This window comes from Gemella sp. zg-570 (genome assembly GCF_018866345.1).
GTDB lineage: Bacteria > Bacillota > Bacilli > Staphylococcales > Gemellaceae > Gemelliphila.
In genome coordinates, this window is the sequence record NZ_CP076443.1 from 1,069,719 (window position 1) to 1,089,880 (window position 20,162).

Sequence of the window (20,162 nt, forward strand, 5' to 3'; positions counted from 1 at the left end):
CGATTAACTTATTGACCCAAAGTAAAAATATCTTCTGTATCTTTTATTTCTTCTTTTTTATTACCCTTACTTAAAAAATTTACCTTGTTTGCAATAATTGAAATTTGATAGTGATTCATTCCTTTTTTGTCCTTATACACATTATTAGTTAAAGAACCTATGATATTTATCATACTTCCCTTATCACAATAAGTTGCAGTATTTTTAGCTACTTTCCCAAAGGCTGTAAATTCTAAAAATTCTACTTCATATTCACCATCTTTATTTTTGTATTGAGATTGCACTGCTATTGTAGATTTAAGATAACTAAGCCCTGATTCACTTTCTCTTAATTCTGGTTTTTTAACTAATCTTCCTATTAACATAACTTGATTTAACATAATATTTTCTCCTTAAATTATATTATTTTTTATTACAAGTATAATATAATTTAAAAAAAGAAATTAAGCAAATTGACAAAATAATATTTTAAGCAATAAAAACTAATGAAAATAATTTTTTCATTAGTTTTTTGCTTATTTTTTATATTTATATTTAAGGATTTTAGTTTTTTTACAGTTTTTATTTTTAAATAAATTTTGTAATTTTTTCTGCAGCTAGTCTTACTGTTTCTCTAGCTTCTGCGGCTGCTTTACCGATAGAAATTATCATGACAGGAACATATCTTTCCTTATCCATATTTAATGTTTCTGCTATTTCTGAGTGATTAAATCCTCCTATGGCATTAGTATCATAACCATATGCTCTAGCAATCAACATAAATTGCATGGCAAATAAACTTGCATCTACTTTTACAACATTAGTCATCTGTTCATTAGAAAGTTTATCGTAAAGTTCTACAAAACCTGGTAGTATTTTATCTTTTACATCTTGAGGCATATATCCCTTGTCTACTGCTTCTTGATAAATTTCTTCGCCATAATTTTGGCATTTTTTATCGCCAAATATAACTAGCATGGCAGCTGAAGTTTCGTTTTGACGTAAATTAAAATTTACCATAGGTTTTAATTTTTCTTTACCCTCTGGAGTATTTACTACAACAAAACGCCATGGCTGGAAGTTAAAAGAAGAAGGAGCAGTTGCCGCTTCATCAATCATTTTCAAAATTTCTTCATTTGATATTTTTACATTTTCATCATATATTTTTATAGATTTTCTTCCGAAAACTATATCTTTAAAATCATTATTAATTGTCATCAAATATTCTCCTATCTAAACAATAATTTTTAATTTTATTATAAATAGAATATTATTGTCAAATAAATAGAATATTAAAAATATGTATCTTTCCTCTACAAATCATAAAAAATTTTTATATATTATAAAAAAGAAGCTAGTAATACATACTAACTTCTTTTAAATTTTATCTTTAAAATTATATTATTTTACTAAATTATAAAGAGTTTTAACATGAATACCAGTGGCACCAGCTACCATATATTTTTCTGGTTTTGATAAATAAGCCGTTCCAGCTATATCAAGATGTATCCAAGGAATATTATTATAAACAAAATTTTCTATAAATAAACCAGCAGTAATCATTCCTCCGTATCTTCCACCAGTATTTTTTACATCAGCAACCTTAGATTTATTTAATCTTCTATAACTATCATCTACTGGCATTTGCCATACTCTTTCTCCAGCCTTGTCAGCTGCTAGCTTAAATTTATCGAAAAATTCTTGATTATTTGTTATAGATCCTGTAAAAATTTCTCCAAGTGCAACCACACACGCTCCTGTTAAAGTCGCAATATCTATAACTTTAGTTACTTTTAATTTATTAGTTGTATAGTAGATAGAATCAGCAAGTGTAATTCTTCCTTCTGCATCAGTATTTTCTACTTCAATAGTTTTACCTGATAGAGAATAAATCACATCTCCAGGTTTATATGAACTTCCACTTACCATATTTTCACAAGCTGCCACTACTGCAATAACATTAGTTTTTACTTTTCTACTTGCTATTAAGTGAATGGCTCCTATTACTGTTCCTGCTCCACCCATATCACAATTCATAGTTTCCATGCTGGCTGATGGTTTAAGTGAATAACCTCCTGTATCATAAGTTACACCTTTTCCTACAAAGCCATAAATTTCTTCTGATTCAGGATTGTTCAGATATTTCATAACAATAAATCTTGGTTTTCTTTCAGAAGCACGTCCAACAGATAAAAATGCAGTTAAGCCCATTTCTTCACATTCTTTTTCATCATAAATACTAACTTCTACACCAACTTTAGAAAGTTTTTCTTTAGCAATATTTGCCAAAGTTTCAGGATATAAGTATTCTGCTCTTTCATTTACTAAATCTCTACTTAAAAAGATAGACTGCATAATATCTTTTACTTCTGCTAATATTTCAAAAAATTCTACTTCAGCAATATTACTATTTACATTAATAGTTAATTCTGGTAATTTTTTTCTATCAGTTTTATATTTATCAAAACTATAAGTTGCATGATAAAGACCTTCAAGAGCTGCCTTTATATATTCTACATTAGCAGATAAGGTCAAAGTAAATTCATATTCTTTTTCAGCTATTAATTTTTTAGCTAATTTAAAATAAATTTCTCTGTACAAGTCTTCACTAAGTAATTCTTCATCACCCAAACCTAAAAATACTTCTTTTACATCATTAAATGGTAAATGACTATATAGAGAACCATATTCATCTGAAAAAACACCTTTTTCTACTGCATATTCAAATAAGTCTGTATTTTGTTTATCTCCCTTATAAAATTCTGTTACTACAACTCCACCTGTTGTATTGTATTTAAAATTCATATTGTTTCTCCTTCTATATTAATTCAATTAAATTTTTTGCTGTTTCTCTTGCTTCTAAAATTGTATTTTCTAAATTAATTGCCTTTTTAGAATTTCCTATGAAATAAATTCTATCATAGGCTCTAGCAAGGTATTCACCTATTTCATGAATATATTTACTATATTTTATGTCAGCATACATATAGTTATTTTCTATTTTATTTATATACATTTTTTCAAAAGTAAAATTTTTGTGTATTGATTTTAATTCATTACTTATAATATTTTCTATTTCTTTATCAGATTTATTTATAAGTTTATTTACTTTAGATTGTCTTTTTACATAAACCCTAAGCATATGTATATTTTTTGATTTAATTTCCACCCATTTGTTACTAACATATTCTACATTGGTAATAAATGAATCGACTTGTTTATCAAAAATAATTTCCCCTATTTCTGGATTTATCATTAAACTATCTTTTTTACATATTATGGTTATAACAATATTAGAAATAAATTTTAAGTCTTTATAATAATTTATAAGTTTTCTATCTTCCTTAAACCATTCTAAAAATTCTGTATGTTTTACACTTATAATTACATAGTCATAATATCTTTTTTTATTACCTATTGTTAAGGCATATTTTCCATCTTCTTTTTCAATATTAGTAACTTCATTATTAAATTCTGTAAAAACTTTATTACCAAGATTAGATTCTATATTTTCTAAAAATGAACGCAGGGTAAATTTTAGGATATATTCATAACCAGATGTAATATTATCAACTACATTATTGCTATACATATTTTCAATAACATTTTTAATATCAGAATTTTTTATTGTTGCAAAAGCTAATTGGGGAATAACAAGCGATAAACTTTGGTTAGAAATATCACTGCCATAATGACTTGTCAGTATTGGTTCTACTATTTTATTGTAAAATTTACTATTAGTATTATTTATAAAAAAATCTTTTACACTAATAATACTTAAATTTCTAAAGTTAAATTTATTATACAAACCAAATAAAATTGAAATTTTATCCTTAAAAGATAATAAATCACTAGCCAATAATTCATTTCTATCTAAGGGATAGCCAAATAGCATTTTTTTAGGTATATTTTTTAAACCACTTTTTGTATAAATTACTTTGCTTGTATTTTTACTTTTAATTAAGTATCTATAAAGCCCTAATTCAAGCATGAACTGAAATAATACGCTGTTATTATTAATAGAATTATGCCAGCCACTATCATAAATTTCTTGACCATATTGAAATTTATTTAGCTTGTCTTTGGCAAATTCAGAATTTTTTTCTATAATATCAATATTTATTTTCTTAGATTTTGAACTTGCCAATCTATCTAAAAAATAGGCTGTGGTTACACCAGATATTCCACCACCTATAATTGCTATATTTTTCAAATTATCACCACCTATACCGATTTACTTAAAAAATAAGTATTTATTAAACTTGCCATTATAGTTGCAATAAAGAGTATAACTAAATTTAAAAAATTAAAATTAATTACTAGGGCTATAAACAATAAAATGCAACTTGAAACTAATAAATATTTGTATATAAGCTCCTTAAAACTCTTATATTTTATCTCCTCATCAACAGGTAAAATATAAGACCAAATAAGTTCATTTAATCTTTTATAGCTAGGTATCAACTGAATTACAGCTAAATAATTAAATAAAATAATTATTACAGCACTAACATAAACATTTTTAAAACTAATTACAAAAATAATAGCAAGAGCAAGAAGTCTTATTATTAAAAATACTGTATTTTCTTGTCTTAAAAAAGCTCTTATATAATAATATCTATAAGTATTTTCCCTTGAAAAGTTATTATTGCTAAGTTTAGGTAGTAATATATCTAAATATTTTCTTCTGGAAACTTTTGTAGTATTTATAGGAACATCTACAAACATATTTATAAATTTTAAATAATTTTCATTTCTAATCTTATCATATTCTGCTGCCCCGTACCAATTAATGTTATTACTCATATTTTTTTTATAATTATAAAAAATTAAAATTGCTAAAATAAAAATAAAATTCACTTTAGGTAGTATTAAAAAATTAATAACTATAAAAATATAAACAAAAAACATAATAAGCATATCTTTCATATCAAGATTATCATAAAAAACTTTATAATATTTGTAGATAGTAAAAAATATTATTGTTATAAAAATAGATAAAAAATATGATAAGAAGCTAAAAATCGAAAATTCTAGCTTATTTATTATAGGATAACTTACACTTATAAAAAATATACTAATAAATAACTTAGTTATAATTGTTCCAGAAATTAATTTATTAATAATTTTTTTATAATTAATCTCTTGAGGTAAGATAAATATTGAATCTGCTTCTCTTATATATGTTTTTACTTTTAAAGTAGTAAGCAAATATGCCATTAAAAATTGCAAGGAAAATAAAACTGAATATAGTTCAAAATTACTCGCCTTATTTAGCCAATTTGAATAATTAAACATTATAGCCCCTATTAATATTAGTAAAAACATAACCAGATGAGAATTAAAAATATACTTCCTGTAACTAGCTCTTTTTTCGTTTTCTTTTTTTATTCTTAATCTTAAAATTTCTTTTATATTACCCATACTTACTCCTTAGTTGTTATTGATAAATATATTTCATCTAAGGAAGCAGCAGGCATATTAAATTTATTTCTCAGCTTTTCTAAATCTCCAGATGCTAATATCTTCCCTTCATGAATAATAACGAAATTATCACAATATTTTTCTGCAGTAGCAAGAATGTGCGTAGACATCAAAATACTTTTCCCTTTTTCTTTTTCATCACAAATAAGTTTTATTAAACTATTTATAGCTATTGGGTCTAAACCTAAAAATGGTTCATCAATAATATATAAGTTAGGCTCTATTAAAAAAGCACATATAAGCATAACTTTTTGCTTCATACCCTTTGAAAAATATATAGGGAAAAATTTTTTCTTATCTTCTAACTTAAACAAATTAAGCAATTTATCAGCTCTTTGCCAAGCAGTATCCATATCCAAACCATAAGCCATAGCCGTAACATTTATATGTTCTTCCAAAGTTAATTCATCATAAAGAACAGGACTTTCTGGAACATAAGATATACTTTGTCTATAAGTTTCCAAATTTTTTTCTAAGCTAAGATTATCTATAAAAATACTACCTTCAGTAGCTTTTAATAATCCCAGTATATGTTTTATAGTGGTGCTTTTGCCTGCACCATTTAATCCTATTAGGGCTGTTATACTACCTGACGGAACTTCAAAATTTATATCTTCTATAACTTTTTTTCTATTGTAACCACCAGATAAATTATTAATTTTTAATGTCATCTACTTCTCCTTCAATAATTTTCAAAATATAATCAACTTGCTCTTCAGTTTCTTTAATACTTCCATTATTATCTATTACAAAATCTGCTAAATTCTTTTTATGGTCAGAAGATAACTGACTGGAAATTCTTTTTTCAGCCTCTTTTCTTGTTAAAGAATTTCTAGTCATAAGTCTTTCTAGTTGCTTATCATAATCTAAATGAACAACTATAATTTTATCAACCAAATCAAAAAAATTAGCTTCAAAAAGAAGTGCCATATCTAAAAATACTAGATCATTTTCTTTTGATAATTTTTCAATAATTATTTCCCTTATTCTAGGGTGGCTTATCTTGTTTAACAAAGCAAGTTTTTCTTTGCTATTAAAAACTATTTCTCCAAGTTTTTTTCTATTAATTTCTTTTCCGTCAAAAACTTTCTCTGAAAAAATATTTCTTATTTCTTCTTTTACTTTAAAATCTAAAAGTATATCATGTCCAATTTTATCAGCATCAATTACTACATATTTTTTTTTTAGTAAATATTTAGTAACTGTACTTTTTCCGCAAGCAATACTTCCTGTTATAGCAATTTTCATATAACCACCTCATAGCAAGACTATAAAATAATTTTATCACAGCTTTCTTTCTTTTACTATAAATTTATTTATAATATAAAAAAATAAAAGAAGAGTTAATATTATAACTCTTCTTTTTTATTAAAATCTAAAAGTTTTTTAATTTCATACATTATAAATGCAGAACTTAATATAGAAATACAAGTCCACAATTTTATAAAATAATTATTTTAACTAAGATGTATCATCAATAGTGAAAAAAATTACAAAGAAATATTTATATATTCCATTATTATTTTTGTAAAGTAAATAACTGGTAATAAATATAAAAATTATAGAAAATATTATATTCGCAAAATTTAATAAATTTTCTTCCATACTATCTACTTAACTTCTTTTGGTAAAAAGGCATTTAATAAAACTCCTGATATAGCTGCTAGAGCCATGGCTGGCAATTCAAAATTAATGCTTTCAAATTTCAACATAGCTCCACCAACACCTAATACTATTATTACTGATGAAATTACTAAATTTCTATTAATGCTTAAATCAACTTTTTCATCTACTAGCATTCTTAATCCACTAGAAGCAATAATTCCAAATAATAATATTGATACACCACCCATTACAGGATTAGGTATAGTTGATATTAAAGCAGAAAATTTACCGATAAAACTTAAAGCTAGGGCAAAAACTGCAGCACCCGCCAAAACAAAAACAGAGAATATTCTTGTTATAGCTAAAACTCCGATATTTTCACCATAAGTTGTACTTGGTGGACCACCTAAAAGTGATGCAAACATCATTGCAATCCCGTCTGCTAGTATTGACCTGTGTAAGCCAGGGTCTTTAATAAAATTTTTACCTACTACTTCTGATAAAACCATTTGGTGTCCTATATGTTCATTAATTGTAACTATTGCAATAGGAACCATAGCCAAGGCGGCAACATTCCATTCAGGTTTGTAAGTTACAAATGGTATTATAAATTCTGGAACTTTAAACCAGGCAGCTTCTATTACTGGTGTGAAATCTACAATTCCAGCTATGCATGCTATTATATATCCAAAGACTATACCAAGCAGAACTGGTATTTGTTTTGCAAAACCTTTAAATGCAACACAACAAATTATTGTTACAGCTAAAGTAGATAAGGCTACTAAAAAATTTTCTAAACTATATTCTTTTACGCCATTTACAGTTTTATTCATAGCCATATCTACTGCGGTTGGTGATAAACCAAGACCTATTACCACTATTATAGGTCCTACAACAACTGGTGGTAATAATTTTAGTAACCAATTAACCCCAAATTTAGCAATAAATAAAGCCACAAAACCATAAACTAAACTGGCTAAAAAGGCTCCGAGCATTGCCGTTTGAACATTGTGAGAAGTAGATAAAACTATAATAGGTGTAATAAATGCAAATGAAGACCCCAAATAAGCAGGTATCTTACCTCTCGTAATAATAATATAAGTTAATGTTCCTATACCTGATGTTGCCAATGCCACACTAGCGGGTAGACCAGTTAAAATTGGTACTAAAACAGTAGCTCCAAACATGGCAAATAAATGTTGTAAACTCAACGTTATCCATAAGGCTAACTTTGGTTTTTCATTTACATCTAAGATAGGTTTTAATCTTCCATTGTTAGTCATTAAAATTCTCCTTTAAATTTAATCTAATAACAATTATATATTAAATTAAAAATTTTTCAATAAGAAATTTATTATTAAATACAAAACAAAAGGACTATATTACTAGTCCTTTTGTAAATATTTTAATTATTTAGTAATTTCAGTAACAACACCTGACCCTACTGTACGTCCACCTTCACGAATTGAGAAACGAGTTCCTGTTTCGATAGCTATTGGAGAAATAAGTTCTACGTTGATTGCTACATTATCACCAGGCATTACCATTTCTGTACCTTCTGGTAAAGTAACAACACCTGTTACGTCAGTTGTACGGAAATAGAATTGAGGGCGATAGTTTGTGAAGAATGGAGTGTGACGTCCACCTTCTTCTTTTGATAATACATATACATCAGCTACGAATTGAGTATGTGGAGTAATTGTTTTAGGAGCTGCTAAAACTTGTCCACGTTCGATATCTTCACGAGCAACACCACGTAATAATGCACCGATGTTATCTCCTGCTTCAGCATAATCTAATAATTTACGGAACATTTCAACTCCTGTTACAGTTGTTGAAGATGGTTCTTCAGTTAATCCAACGATTTCTACTACATCTCCAACTTTAACTTGTCCACGTTCAACACGTCCAGTAGCAACTGTTCCACGTCCAGTGATTGAGAATACATCTTCTACTGGCATCATGAATGGTTTAGCATTGTCACGTTCTGGAGTTGGGATATATTCGTCAACAACGTTCATTAATTCAACTACTTTATCTTCCCAAGCTTCTTCACCTTCAAGAGCTTTAAGAGCTGAACCATGAATTACTGGTACATCATCTCCGTCAAATCCGTATTCAGAAAGTAATTCACGAACTTCCATTTCTACTAATTCTAATAATTCTTCGTCATCTACCATGTCACATTTGTTTAAGAATACAACAATTTTAGGCACTCCAACATTACGAGATAATAAGATGTGTTCACGAGTTTGAGCCATTGGTCCATCAGTAGCAGCAATAACTAAGATTGCTCCGTCCATTTGAGCAGCACCAGTAATCATGTTTTTAACATAGTCAGCGTGTCCTGGACAGTCAACGTGTGCATAGTGACGAGATTCTGTTTCGTACTCGATGTGAGAAGTATTAATTGTAATACCACGTTCTCTTTCTTCTGGAGCGTTATCGATAGCATCGTATGATTTAGCCTCTCCTTTACCAGAACGTTTTGCTAAAACTGTAGCTATTGCAGCAGTTAAAGTAGTTTTTCCGTGGTCAACGTGACCAATTGTACCGATATTAGCATGAGTTTTACTACGGTCAAATTTTTCTTTTGCCATTTTTTAATTTTCTCCTTGAAATAAATATATTTTTTACAAGTTACATAGAGTACATCTATGATAACTATATTTTATAATTTTAATGATTAAATTGCAACTATAAAAGTATAACTTTTTTAATTATCCTTTATTTTTTTTGATAATTTCTTCAGAAATTGATTTTGGTACTTCTTCATAGTGATCAAATACCATTGAGTAAGTTCCACGACCTTGAGTTGCTGAACGTAATGATGTTGCATAACCAAACATTTCTGAAAGTGGTACTTCAGCTGATACAACTTGTGCATTACCACGAGCTTCCATTCCACCTACACGTCCACGACGAGAAGTTATATCACCCATAATATCTCCTAGATATTCTTCAGGCATAACTACTTCTACTTTCATAATAGGTTCTAAAATTACAGGATTACATTTTTTAGCTGCTTCTCTAAGAGCTAGTGATGCCGCAACTTTAAATGCCATTTCAGATGAATCGACATCATGGTATGAACCATCAAATAATTTAGCTTTAACGTCAATTAATTCGTAACCTGCCAAGACACCATTTGCCATAGAATCTTTAAGTCCTGCTTCTACCGCTGGAACATATTCACGAGGAACTACCCCACCGACAATAGCATTTTCAAATTCAAATCCAGCTCCTGGCTCATTTGGTGTAAATTCAATCCAAACATCTCCGTATTGTCCACGACCACCTGATTGACGAGTGAACTTACCTTGAACTTGTGCAGAAGTTTTGAATGTTTCACGGTAAGATACCATTGGAGCCCCAACTGTACATTCAACTTTAAATTCTCTACGCATGCGGTCAACGATAATATCTAAGTGTAATTCTCCCATACCAGCGATGATAACTTGTCCAGTTTCTTCGTCTGTTCCAGCACGGAATGTTGGGTCTTCTTCCTGTAATTTTTGTAGAGCTGTCGTCATCTTATCTTGGTCAGCTTTTGATTTAGGTTCAACTGATAATTGAATAACTGGCTCTGGGAATTCCATAGATTCCAAAATTACTTCATGTTTTTCATCACATAGAGTGTCTCCTGTTGTAGTATCTTTAAGACCTACAGCAGCTGCAATATCTCCTGCATAAACTTCTGAAATTTCATTACGAGAGTTTGCGTGCATTTGAAGAATACGTCCTACACGTTCACGTTTACCTTTTGTTGAGTTTTTAACATAAGAACCAGAAGAAAGAACTCCTGAATAAACACGGAAGAAAGTAAGTTTTCCTACGTATGGGTCAGTCATAACTTTAAATGCAAGAGCTGAAAATGGTTCTTCATCAGAAGAATGTCTTTCTACCTCTTCATCTGTATCTGGGTTTATACCTTTAATTGCTGGAACATCTAGTGGAGATGGTAGGTATTCTACAACTGCATCAAGCATTGCTTGAACACCCTTATCTTTAAATGCTGAACCACATACTACTGGGAAAAATTCTACTTTACAAGTAGCACGACGGATTGCTAATTTTATCTCTTCAATAGAAAGTTCTTCTTCTCCAAGATATTTTTCCATCAATTCTTCATCAGTTTCAGCAACTGCTTCTATTAATTTTTCACGATATTCTTCAGCTTTTTCTTGATATTCTGCTGGAATTTCTGCAACACGAATTACCTCCCCTTTTTGTCCTTCGTTATATATTGCTTTCATTTCTAGCAAGTCAATTACTGCTTCAAAATTTTCTTCAGACCCGATAGGAATTTGAATTGGGTGTGCATTCGCTTGAAGACGGTCATGTATTGTCCCTACTGAGTAAAAGAAGTCCGCTCCTGTTTTATCCATTTTATTGACAAAAACAATACGTGGAACTCCGTAAGTTGTAGCTTGACGCCACACTGTTTCTGTTTGTGGCTCAACACCTGATTGTGCGTCAAGTACTGCTACTGCACCATCAAGAACACGTAGTGAACGCTCTACTTCAACAGTAAAGTCTACGTGTCCAGGAGTGTCTATAATATTAATACGGTTATTATTCCATTCAGCAGTTGTTGCAGCTGAAGTAATAGTTATCCCACGCTCTTGTTCTTGTTCCATCCAGTCCATTTGAGAAGCACCTTCATGAGTTTCTCCTATTTTATGGATTTTCCCAGTATAAAATAGAACACGTTCAGTAGTAGTAGTTTTCCCCGCATCAATGTGAGCCATGATACCGATATTACGAGTATCTTTTAAAGAAAACGCTCTAGCCATGAGTCATTTTTCTCCTTTCATATAATTAAGTTATTTAATAAAAAGTTAAATATCAAGCTATTTTATAACCTGATATATTAACATTCAAATTACCAACGGTAGTGTGCAAATGCTTTGTTTGCTTCCGCCATTTTGTGAGTATCTTCACGTTTTTTAACAGCTGAACCTGAGTTATTAGCTGCATCTAATATTTCATTAGCTAAACGTTGTTCCATAGTTTTTTCTCCTCTAAGACGAGAATAATTAACTAACCAACGTAATCCTAATGTTATTCTTCTGTCAGCACGAACTTCAACTGGAACTTGATAGTTAGAACCACCAACACGTCTAGCACGAACTTCAAGAACAGGCATAATATTATTTAATGCTTCATCAAATACTTCGATAGCATTACGACCTGATTTTTCTTTTACGATATCGAACGCAGAATATAAAATTCTTTGTGCAGTACCGCGTTTTCCATCTAGCATTAATTTATTAATCAGTTTTGTAACTAATTTTGAGTTATAAATTGGATCTGGCAAAACATCACGTTTTGCTACTGGTCCTTTACGTGGCATTATGTTGCCTCCTTTCTTATAATATCAAATTTTATTTAAGTTATTATTTTTTCTCTTTTGGTCTTTTAGCTCCGTATAGAGAACGTCCTTGCATACGGTTATTAACTCCAGCAGTATCTAAAGCACCACGAATTATATGGTAACGTACCCCTGGTAAGTCTTTAACACGACCTCCACGAATTAAAACAACACTGTGTTCTTGTAGGTTGTGTCCGATACCTGGAATATATGCTGTAACTTCTATTTGATTTGATAAACGTACACGGGCATATTTACGTAAAGCTGAGTTAGGTTTTTTCGGTGTCATAGTCCCAACACGAGTACAAACTCCTCTTTTTTGCGGAGAAGAAATGTTAGTTTCTTTCTTTCTTTGAGAATTGTAACCTTTATTAAGTGCTGGTGAATCTGATTTTACAACTTTTGATTTACGAGGCTTACGAACTAATTGATTGATAGTAGGCATTCCTAGAATTCCTCCTTTCTTGAATTATAATATTTTCTTGTCCCACACATCCAGGTGGTTCATTTTAAAAATAAAAAATTAAAGCTTCAAAAAGCTATAGGAGCATAAAACACTCACAGAGAAAATAATACCACATATACAAATTGGTGTCAACACTTTTTTTGAAAAATAATTTTTATAAAATAAATATTCATATATTAAATTTAATATATGAATATTTAAACTCTAATCTAAGTAACCTAATTTTTTAATTAATTCTGCTGTTTGTAATGATCCTCCAGCTGCTCCTCTCATAGTATTATGAGATAAAGCTACAAATTTATAATCAAATAGTGTATCTTCTCTTAGTCTACCCACAGAAATTTGCATACCTTTTTCATTATCTCTATCTAAAACAGGTTGAGGGCGATTATCTTCTTCATAATATTTTATAAATGTTTCAGGTGATAAAGGTAAGTTATAGCTGCTAATTTCTGATTTGAAATTTTTTATTTTATTTTTTATTACTTCTAAACCTGGATTTTCATTAAGATTAAATGATACGCAGGCTAAGTGTCCATCTAAAACTGGAACTCTTATACATTGAGCAGATAATTTCATTGAATTATCCAATTCTATTTTTCCGTCTTCAATTTTCCCAAAAATTTTTAGAGGTTCTATTTCACTCTTCTCTTCTTCTCCACTTATAAATGGAATAATATTTTCAACCATTTCAGGCCATTCTGCAAAAGTTTTTCCGCTACCAGATATTGCTTGATAAGTACAAATAGATGCTTCCTTAATTCCAAATTCTTTTAAAGCATGAAAAACAGGAACATAACTTTGTATTGAACAATTAGGTTTTACAACAATAAAACCTTTATTAGTTCCTAATCTTTTTCTTTGGTATGGAATTATTTTTAAATGTTCTGCATTAATTTCTGGAATTATCATCGGAACATCATTTTTCATTCTGTTAGCTGAATTATTTGAAACAACAATAACTTCTTTTTTAGCATAATCTTCTTCTAATTTAATTAAAGATTGTTTATCTAAATTAATTGCACAAAAAACCATATCAACATCTTTTGCAACATTATCTATATCAAAAACATCATATAAAATAAAATCCTTAGCATAATCAGGAAGATTTTGTTCTAATTTCCATCTGTCAGCCATTAATTCTGAATATAATTTACCAGCTGATTTTGATGATGCTGCTAGTTTTACTACTTCAAAATATGGGTGATTTTCTAGTAAACTTATAAGCCTTTGACCTACCATACCAGTTGCACCCAAAACTGCTACTTTTGATTTTTTCATAATTATTTCATTCCTTTCAATATTAATATATTTTTTTTAGATTTAAACTATTGTAATTCAAAACTGCCATTTGTTCAGAATTAGAATTGCAAAATTTATTATAATTGTAGATAGGTAATTTTTGACTGTAAATTATCACTTCATCACCTATATTTATATTTTCATCTATATCAACTACAATATGGCTCATCATAGTTGATAATATTTTGTATTCTTTATTTTTTATCAAACATGTTTTTCCTGTTAGTCTTGCTCTTAGTATTCCATCGCCATAACCAATGTCTACTACTGCTACTTGTTTTTCTTTATCAGCTATGTAGGAATTAGAATAGCCTATACATTCTCCTTTTTTTAAAGTAACCATATTTATTACATTAGCTTTTACGGAAAATGCTTGGTAGGGTGTGTAGGATATTTTACTAGGATTATTTTTTACATTATATGGATATGAACCGTAAATCATTATGCCTGGACGTATGTGTGTAACTTCTTCAAAAGAACCATCTCTTAAAAAAGATGCACTATTTTGTAAATGAACTACCTCAAATTTATATATTTTTTTTGCAAAATTATAAACTTCTAAAACTAATTTTTTTTCTTCTTCATATAAACCGTCAAATTCATCTGCAAATGCAAAATGCGACCAAAATCCTTTTAATTTTAACTTATTTTCTTTACAAAAATTTATTATATCTATAACTTCTTTTAGATTTTTCGCACCAGCTCTCCTCATAGAGCCTGAAAATTCTAATTGTAGATTTATATTTTTTAATTTTTTTAAATTTGTTTTTAAATAGTTTATATTGGGAATATTTGCTTCAATATTATATTTTTCTAAAATATCAAAATCGTAATTTGCATTAAATAGAAATATGTTGACTTCTTCACCCAATATTTCACGAATTTTTATTGCTTCTTTTATGTTGGTTGTAGCAAAATAATTAACGTCAATTTTATACAGAGTTTTTACTACATCTTCAAGCCCCATATTGTAGGCATTATTTTTTACAACTGCTATTATTTTTTTTTCATTATTTTTCAGTTGCTCTACATTTTTTATTATATTTTGATAATTTATTTCCAGTAATGCCATAAATTCCTCTTTTTATTTATTATAGTATTTTAATATCCCCATGTAATACTTAACTCCAGTTTCTAAAATATTTTCGTCAAAGTTAAATGTCGGTGTGTGTAATCCCGATACATAAGATTTTTCTTCATTTCTTATTCCTAAAAAACTATAATTAATGGTTGATATTTTAGTAAATGCAGAAAAATCTTCTCCGTACAGATAGGCTTCAGGTAATTCTTTATATTCTATATTTTCTGCTTTACAAACTTTTTTTATTATTTCGTATTCTTCTTTATTATTAAATACAGCGTCATAGCCTTCACCAAAATCTACACTTATTTTTGTATTTGTGATTTTTTCTAATCCCTCTGCTATGGATAATATATTTTCTTTGATAGTATTATAATTACTAGTCTTGTATGTTCTGATTGTTCCTTCTAAATTAGCTGATTGTGCAACTATATTTAAGGCATTTCCGCCCCACATTTTTCCAACATGAATTATATTAGTATCTCTTGCTTTTAAGTTTAATGTGTTGAGTTTTAATAATTCTTGGTAAAATATACTGGCTACATTTAGTGCGTCAATACCTGTGTATTTCAAACCGACATGGGCTGATTTTCCTTTTATATCAACCCTAAATTCAGTGGCACTAGCCATAATTTCTTTTTCTTTAGAAATTATAATATTTTCTGGATAATCAGGATTTAGATGTAAAGCATAGCTTGCAAGAATATTATATTTTGAAAAATAATCTTTGTAGTCTGTAACTAATAAACCAGCTCCACCTATTGTTTCTTCTGCTGGTTGAAAAACAAACATAGTATTAAATCTCACCTTATTATTTTCATAATAATTTTTCGTTTCTAATACAGCTCCTATTAGCATGGCAGTATGACCATCATGACCACAGGCGTGCATTATTCCATCATTTTTCGACCTAAATTCAATTTTATTTTCTTCATGAATTGGTAAAGCGTCTATGTCAGCCCTGAAAATTATAGTATCTTCTTTCTTATTTTCTTCATTACTTTTAAATGATACTATTAATCCAGTAGCCAAAACTTCTTTATATTCTATGGAATTTTTTAATAAAATATTTTTTATATATTCTTTAGTTTCAAATTCTTCCATTGATAATTCTGGATTAGCGTGCAAATCTCTTCGCCATTTTTTTAACATTTCTAATGTTACTATATTCATGTTGCCACCTATTTTACAAGTTTCTTAGTTCTGCAATTATATCTATCTTCTCGTTAGCAACTTGCGACCTTGATTTTATTACTTTTGCTGGAACGCCTGCTACAACATCACCTGCTTTTACGTCTTTAGTAACTATACTTCCAGCCGCTACAACAGCATTATCTCCTACTTGTACCCCTTCTAATACTACTGCATTAGCACCTATCAAAACATTATTACCAATTCTTACAGGAGTTGCATTAGCAGGTTCGATTACTCCAGATAAAACTGCACCTGCTCCTATATGAGAATTTTCTCCGACTTCAGCACGTCCACCAAGAACTGCATTCATATCAATCATAGTATTTTTACCGATTTTAGCACCAATATTTATGACTGCACCCATCATAATTACTGCATTATCTCCTATTTCTGCATGTTCTCTAATTGAAACACCTGGTTCAATTCTGGCATTAACCTTAGTTAAATCTTTCATAGGAATTGCACTATTTCTAGTCTCATTTTCTACTCTAAAATTTAATATCTTATCCTTATTTTCTTTATAGTATTCTTGCCAATCTTTTAAATCAACAAAGATAACCTTAGATTTACAAGAGCCGTAAACTTCCAAAGTTGCTGGAAAATCTATTTCCTTTTCCTTAAAATTAACATAGACCTTAACTGGAGTTTTTTTAACTGAGTTTGCTATGTAATTTATAATTTCTTCTGTTGTTTTCATTATTATTTCTCCTTAACTAAATTATTTTAAATTTAATACATCTTTCATAGAATATATTCCTGTTTTTTTATTTTTTAACCAAAAAGCTGCTTTAATAGAACCCTTAGCAAACATTTTTTTACTAAGTGCTGTATGTTTTATCTCTATAATTTCATCTTCTCCTGCAAAAATAATTTCGTGTTCTCCTACTATCGTTCCTCCACGAACTGCATGGATACCAATTTCTTTTTCTTTCCTTTTACTTTCTCCCTCACGACCATAAACTCTGCTAAATGACGATACATTATTTATGGAATCTACTATCATTTTTGCAGTGCCACTTGGTGCATCAACTTTTTTATTATGATGTTTTTCTATAACTTCTATATCATAACCATAAAGCATTTTACTGGCTTGATTGACAAGTTCTAAAACTACATTAACTCCCAAACTATAATTACCACTGTAAACAAGGGCAACGTCTTGAGATAATTTATTTATTAAAAATAATTCTTCCTCATCATGACCAGTAGTAGCTATTACTACATTAGTTTTTGATTTAGCTGCGTAAGTTACTAAATTTTTTGTTAAACTGTGATGGGAAAAATCTATTATGACATCTGCTTTTTCTTTAATATCATCAAAACTTTCATATTCTGAAAAATTTTCTGTATTTGTTTTATTTTTACTAACTCCTGCAACTATTTCTATATCATCTTCACATTCTTTAATGAAATCTACCAAAACTTTTCCCATAGTTCCACTATAACCACTTATAATAATTTTCATCTTGACACCTACTTCAATCTTTCCATTTCAGTTTTTAATAAATCAGCTAAAGTATCAGAAATATTTGTCATAGGAAGTCTGTAATTACAAGTTCCATAACCAAGATATTCTACACATTTTTTTACTGGCATTGGATTTGGTTCTGAGAATAATAAATTCACAAATTTATTGTATTTTAATTGGAGCTGCATAGAATTTTTTATATCTCCTGACAGAGCTAAATTACACATATCATGAGTTGCTTTTGGATAAATATTTGCTAAAACTGAAATACAACCCTTACCACCAGCTAGTATTATCGGCACATTTATATCGTCATTGCCACTATAAATATCTATATTATCACCACATAAATTTAAAACTTCTAATGTATGAGAAATATTACCTACGGCATCTTTATATGCAACTATATTTTTATGTTTTGATAAGTGAGAAATTGTTTCAGCGGTCATTATCTGACCCGTTCTTCCTGGAACTCCATAAAGAATAATTGGAATATTAACACTGTTAGCTATATATTCAAAATGTTCTATCAAACCTTTTTGACTTGTTTTGTTGTAATAAGGAGTAACTACTAATAAAGCATCAACTCCTAATTTTTCTGCCTCTATACTAAGTTCAGCGGCATGCTTAGTATTGTTAGAACCTGTACCAGCTATAAGAGGTACTCTTTTTTTCACTTTATCTACTGCAAATTTTATAATAGCTATTTGCTCATCGTCTGTCATTGTAGCACTTTCTCCAGTTGTTCCTGCTACGATAATTGCATCTGTTCCTTCTTTAATTTGAAATTCTAACAATTCTTCAAAAGTTGCATAATCAATACTTCCATTTTCTAAAAAAGGTGTAACTATGGCTACTCCACTTCCTCTATATATACTCATAAAACTACCTCCTAAATATCATTTTTAATTAAATCTTCTAAACTTTCACCCTTAACTACCAATCTATGCTTGCCATTTTTAACAAATACAACTGGTAACTTTGTAATTCTATTGTAATTACTTGCCATGCTATAATTATACGCTCCCGTAGAAGATACTAATAATAAATCATCTTTTTCTGCCTTTGGCAACTTGATTTCATTAATTAAAATATCGCCAGATTCACAATATTTACCTGCTACTGTATAAAGATTACCGCACTTGTCATTAACCTTATTTGCTAAACAGCATTCATATTTTGCTTTGTATAAGGCGTATCTCGGATTATCTCCCATACCACCATCAACAAAAATATATTCTTTACCTGAATAAGTTTTTTTTGTTCCACCGACAGTATAAAGTGTACTACCTGCATTACATATTAAACTTCTCCCTGGTTCTATTATTACACTTTCTAACTTCAAACCAAAAATTTCTTGTTGTTCTTCAATAACAAGTATATATTCTTGTAAAAATTTCGCTAAAGAAAATGGATTATCTTCCTTAGAATAATATACACCAAATCCTCCACCAAGATTTAAAACACTTATAAATATATTAAGTTTATCTTCAACAGATTTTGAAAATTCAAATACTGTTTTTACCGCATCAAAAAAAGAATTTTTTTCAAAAATTTGAGAACCTATATGAGAATGAAATCCTTTAAAATTTAAGTTGCTTTGGTTGGCTATATCTCTTATCAGAGAATATATTTTATCATCATAAATTGAATAACCAAACTTAGAATCGTCTTTAGCAGTTTTAATGTACTCGTGTGTATGTGCGTCTATCCCTGTATTTATTCTAAGTAATACATCTATTTTTTTATTATATTTTTTAGCCAAGTCATTTATTATTTCATGCTCGTAGTCATTATCTATAATTATATTTTCTACTCCATTCTCGACTGCAAATTCTAATTCTCTGTAAGTTTTATTATTGCCATGAAAGTATAATTTACTCATATCAAAACTGGCATTCTTTGCTGTAAATATTTCTCCTATTGAAACAACATCTAAACCTAGTCCAAGTTTTGATACTATCCTATATATTTCCAAGCAAGAAAATGCTTTTGAAGCGTATAAAATTTTTGTATTAAATTTTGAACTTGAAAAATTTTTTAAAAATATCTCACAGGTATTTTCTATAAAATTTTCATCATATACGTATAGTGGACTTCCATAATTTTTTTTTAATTCTGTAACACTAACATCACTTACGTGTAATTCATTATTTTTTACCGTCATTCCATTAAATAATTTCATTTTTTCTTCCTCTTTATTTCTTAA

The 20,162-nt window shown here is 29.0% G+C and carries 19 protein-coding genes; all 19 read right to left on the bottom strand.

The window, feature by feature from the left end; translation table 11 throughout:
* Positions 1-8: 8 nt before the first annotated feature.
* Positions 9-380 (bottom strand): single-stranded DNA-binding protein, encoded by a 372-nt coding sequence (locus KMP11_RS05400; RefSeq protein WP_216279652.1) that lies wholly within the window; start codon positions 378-380, stop codon positions 9-11.
* A 187-nt stretch (positions 381-567) separates the two neighbouring features.
* Positions 568-1,197, bottom strand: a complete 630-nt coding sequence (locus tag KMP11_RS05405) for a nitroreductase family protein (RefSeq protein ID WP_216279653.1) — start codon at positions 1,195-1,197, stop codon at positions 568-570.
* A gap of 183 nt (positions 1,198-1,380) precedes the next feature.
* A complete protein-coding gene (locus KMP11_RS05410; RefSeq protein ID WP_216279654.1) occupies positions 1,381-2,784 on the bottom strand; it encodes a leucyl aminopeptidase in 1,404 nt (467 codons plus the stop codon).
* A 13-nt stretch (positions 2,785-2,797) separates the two neighbouring features.
* Complete coding sequence (locus KMP11_RS05415) at positions 2,798-4,192, bottom strand: FAD-dependent oxidoreductase (protein WP_216279655.1); 1,395 nt, start codon at positions 4,190-4,192, stop codon at positions 2,798-2,800.
* Between the two features lie 11 nt (positions 4,193-4,203).
* On the bottom strand, positions 4,204-5,403 hold the full coding sequence (locus KMP11_RS05420; protein WP_216279656.1) for an ABC transporter permease: 1,200 nt from the start codon (positions 5,401-5,403) through the stop codon (positions 4,204-4,206).
* 2 nt (positions 5,404-5,405) lie between these two features.
* The gene (locus KMP11_RS05425; protein WP_216279657.1) at positions 5,406-6,134 is read right to left on the bottom strand and encodes an ABC transporter ATP-binding protein; all 729 of its coding nucleotides are present in this window, start codon (positions 6,132-6,134) and stop codon (positions 5,406-5,408) included.
* Complete coding sequence (gene coaE / locus KMP11_RS05430) at positions 6,118-6,711, bottom strand: dephospho-CoA kinase (protein WP_216279658.1); 594 nt, start codon at positions 6,709-6,711, stop codon at positions 6,118-6,120. Before coaE ends, KMP11_RS05425 begins: the two co-directional genes overlap by 17 nt.
* A 362-nt stretch (positions 6,712-7,073) precedes the next feature.
* On the bottom strand, positions 7,074-8,351 hold the full coding sequence (locus KMP11_RS05435; RefSeq protein WP_216279659.1) for a solute carrier family 23 protein: 1,278 nt from the start codon (positions 8,349-8,351) through the stop codon (positions 7,074-7,076).
* Positions 8,352-8,477: 126 nt separating this feature from the next.
* Positions 8,478-9,668, bottom strand: a complete 1,191-nt coding sequence (gene tuf / locus KMP11_RS05440; protein ID WP_215755747.1) for an elongation factor Tu — start codon at positions 9,666-9,668, stop codon at positions 8,478-8,480.
* 120 nt (positions 9,669-9,788) lie between these two features.
* Entirely contained in the window at positions 9,789-11,864 is a 2,076-nt protein-coding gene (fusA, locus tag KMP11_RS05445) for an elongation factor G (protein WP_215755746.1), read from the bottom strand.
* An 89-nt stretch (positions 11,865-11,953) separates the two neighbouring features.
* Positions 11,954-12,424: a 30S ribosomal protein S7 gene (rpsG, locus tag KMP11_RS05450; protein WP_215755745.1), complete on the bottom strand. Its 471-nt coding sequence runs from the start codon at positions 12,422-12,424 to the stop codon at positions 11,954-11,956.
* A 43-nt stretch (positions 12,425-12,467) separates the two neighbouring features.
* Positions 12,468-12,887, bottom strand: a complete 420-nt coding sequence (gene rpsL, locus KMP11_RS05455; protein ID WP_215755744.1) for a 30S ribosomal protein S12 — start codon at positions 12,885-12,887, stop codon at positions 12,468-12,470.
* Positions 12,888-13,112: 225 nt separating this feature from the next.
* Positions 13,113-14,189, bottom strand: a complete 1,077-nt coding sequence (gene asd / locus KMP11_RS05460) for an aspartate-semialdehyde dehydrogenase (RefSeq protein ID WP_216279660.1) — start codon at positions 14,187-14,189, stop codon at positions 13,113-13,115.
* A 22-nt stretch (positions 14,190-14,211) separates the two neighbouring features.
* A complete protein-coding gene (gene alr / locus KMP11_RS05465; RefSeq protein WP_216279661.1) occupies positions 14,212-15,282 on the bottom strand; it encodes an alanine racemase in 1,071 nt (356 codons plus the stop codon).
* 12 nt (positions 15,283-15,294) lie between these two features.
* Entirely contained in the window at positions 15,295-16,464 is a 1,170-nt protein-coding gene (locus KMP11_RS05470; protein WP_216279662.1) for a M20 metallopeptidase family protein, read from the bottom strand.
* A gap of 13 nt (positions 16,465-16,477) precedes the next feature.
* Positions 16,478-17,182: a 2,3,4,5-tetrahydropyridine-2,6-dicarboxylate N-acetyltransferase gene (gene dapD, locus KMP11_RS05475; RefSeq protein WP_215755740.1), complete on the bottom strand. Its 705-nt coding sequence runs from the start codon at positions 17,180-17,182 to the stop codon at positions 16,478-16,480.
* 21 nt (positions 17,183-17,203) lie between these two features.
* On the bottom strand, positions 17,204-17,950 hold the full coding sequence (dapB, locus tag KMP11_RS05480) for a 4-hydroxy-tetrahydrodipicolinate reductase (RefSeq protein WP_215755739.1): 747 nt from the start codon (positions 17,948-17,950) through the stop codon (positions 17,204-17,206).
* A gap of 8 nt (positions 17,951-17,958) precedes the next feature.
* Positions 17,959-18,834 carry a 4-hydroxy-tetrahydrodipicolinate synthase gene (dapA, locus tag KMP11_RS05485; RefSeq protein WP_215755738.1) on the bottom strand — a complete coding sequence of 292 codons (876 nt, stop codon included), beginning with the start codon at positions 18,832-18,834 and terminating at the stop codon, positions 17,959-17,961.
* A gap of 11 nt (positions 18,835-18,845) precedes the next feature.
* The gene (gene lysA, locus KMP11_RS05490; protein ID WP_216279663.1) at positions 18,846-20,138 is read right to left on the bottom strand and encodes a diaminopimelate decarboxylase; all 1,293 of its coding nucleotides are present in this window, start codon (positions 20,136-20,138) and stop codon (positions 18,846-18,848) included.
* Positions 20,139-20,162 lie beyond the last annotated feature (24 nt).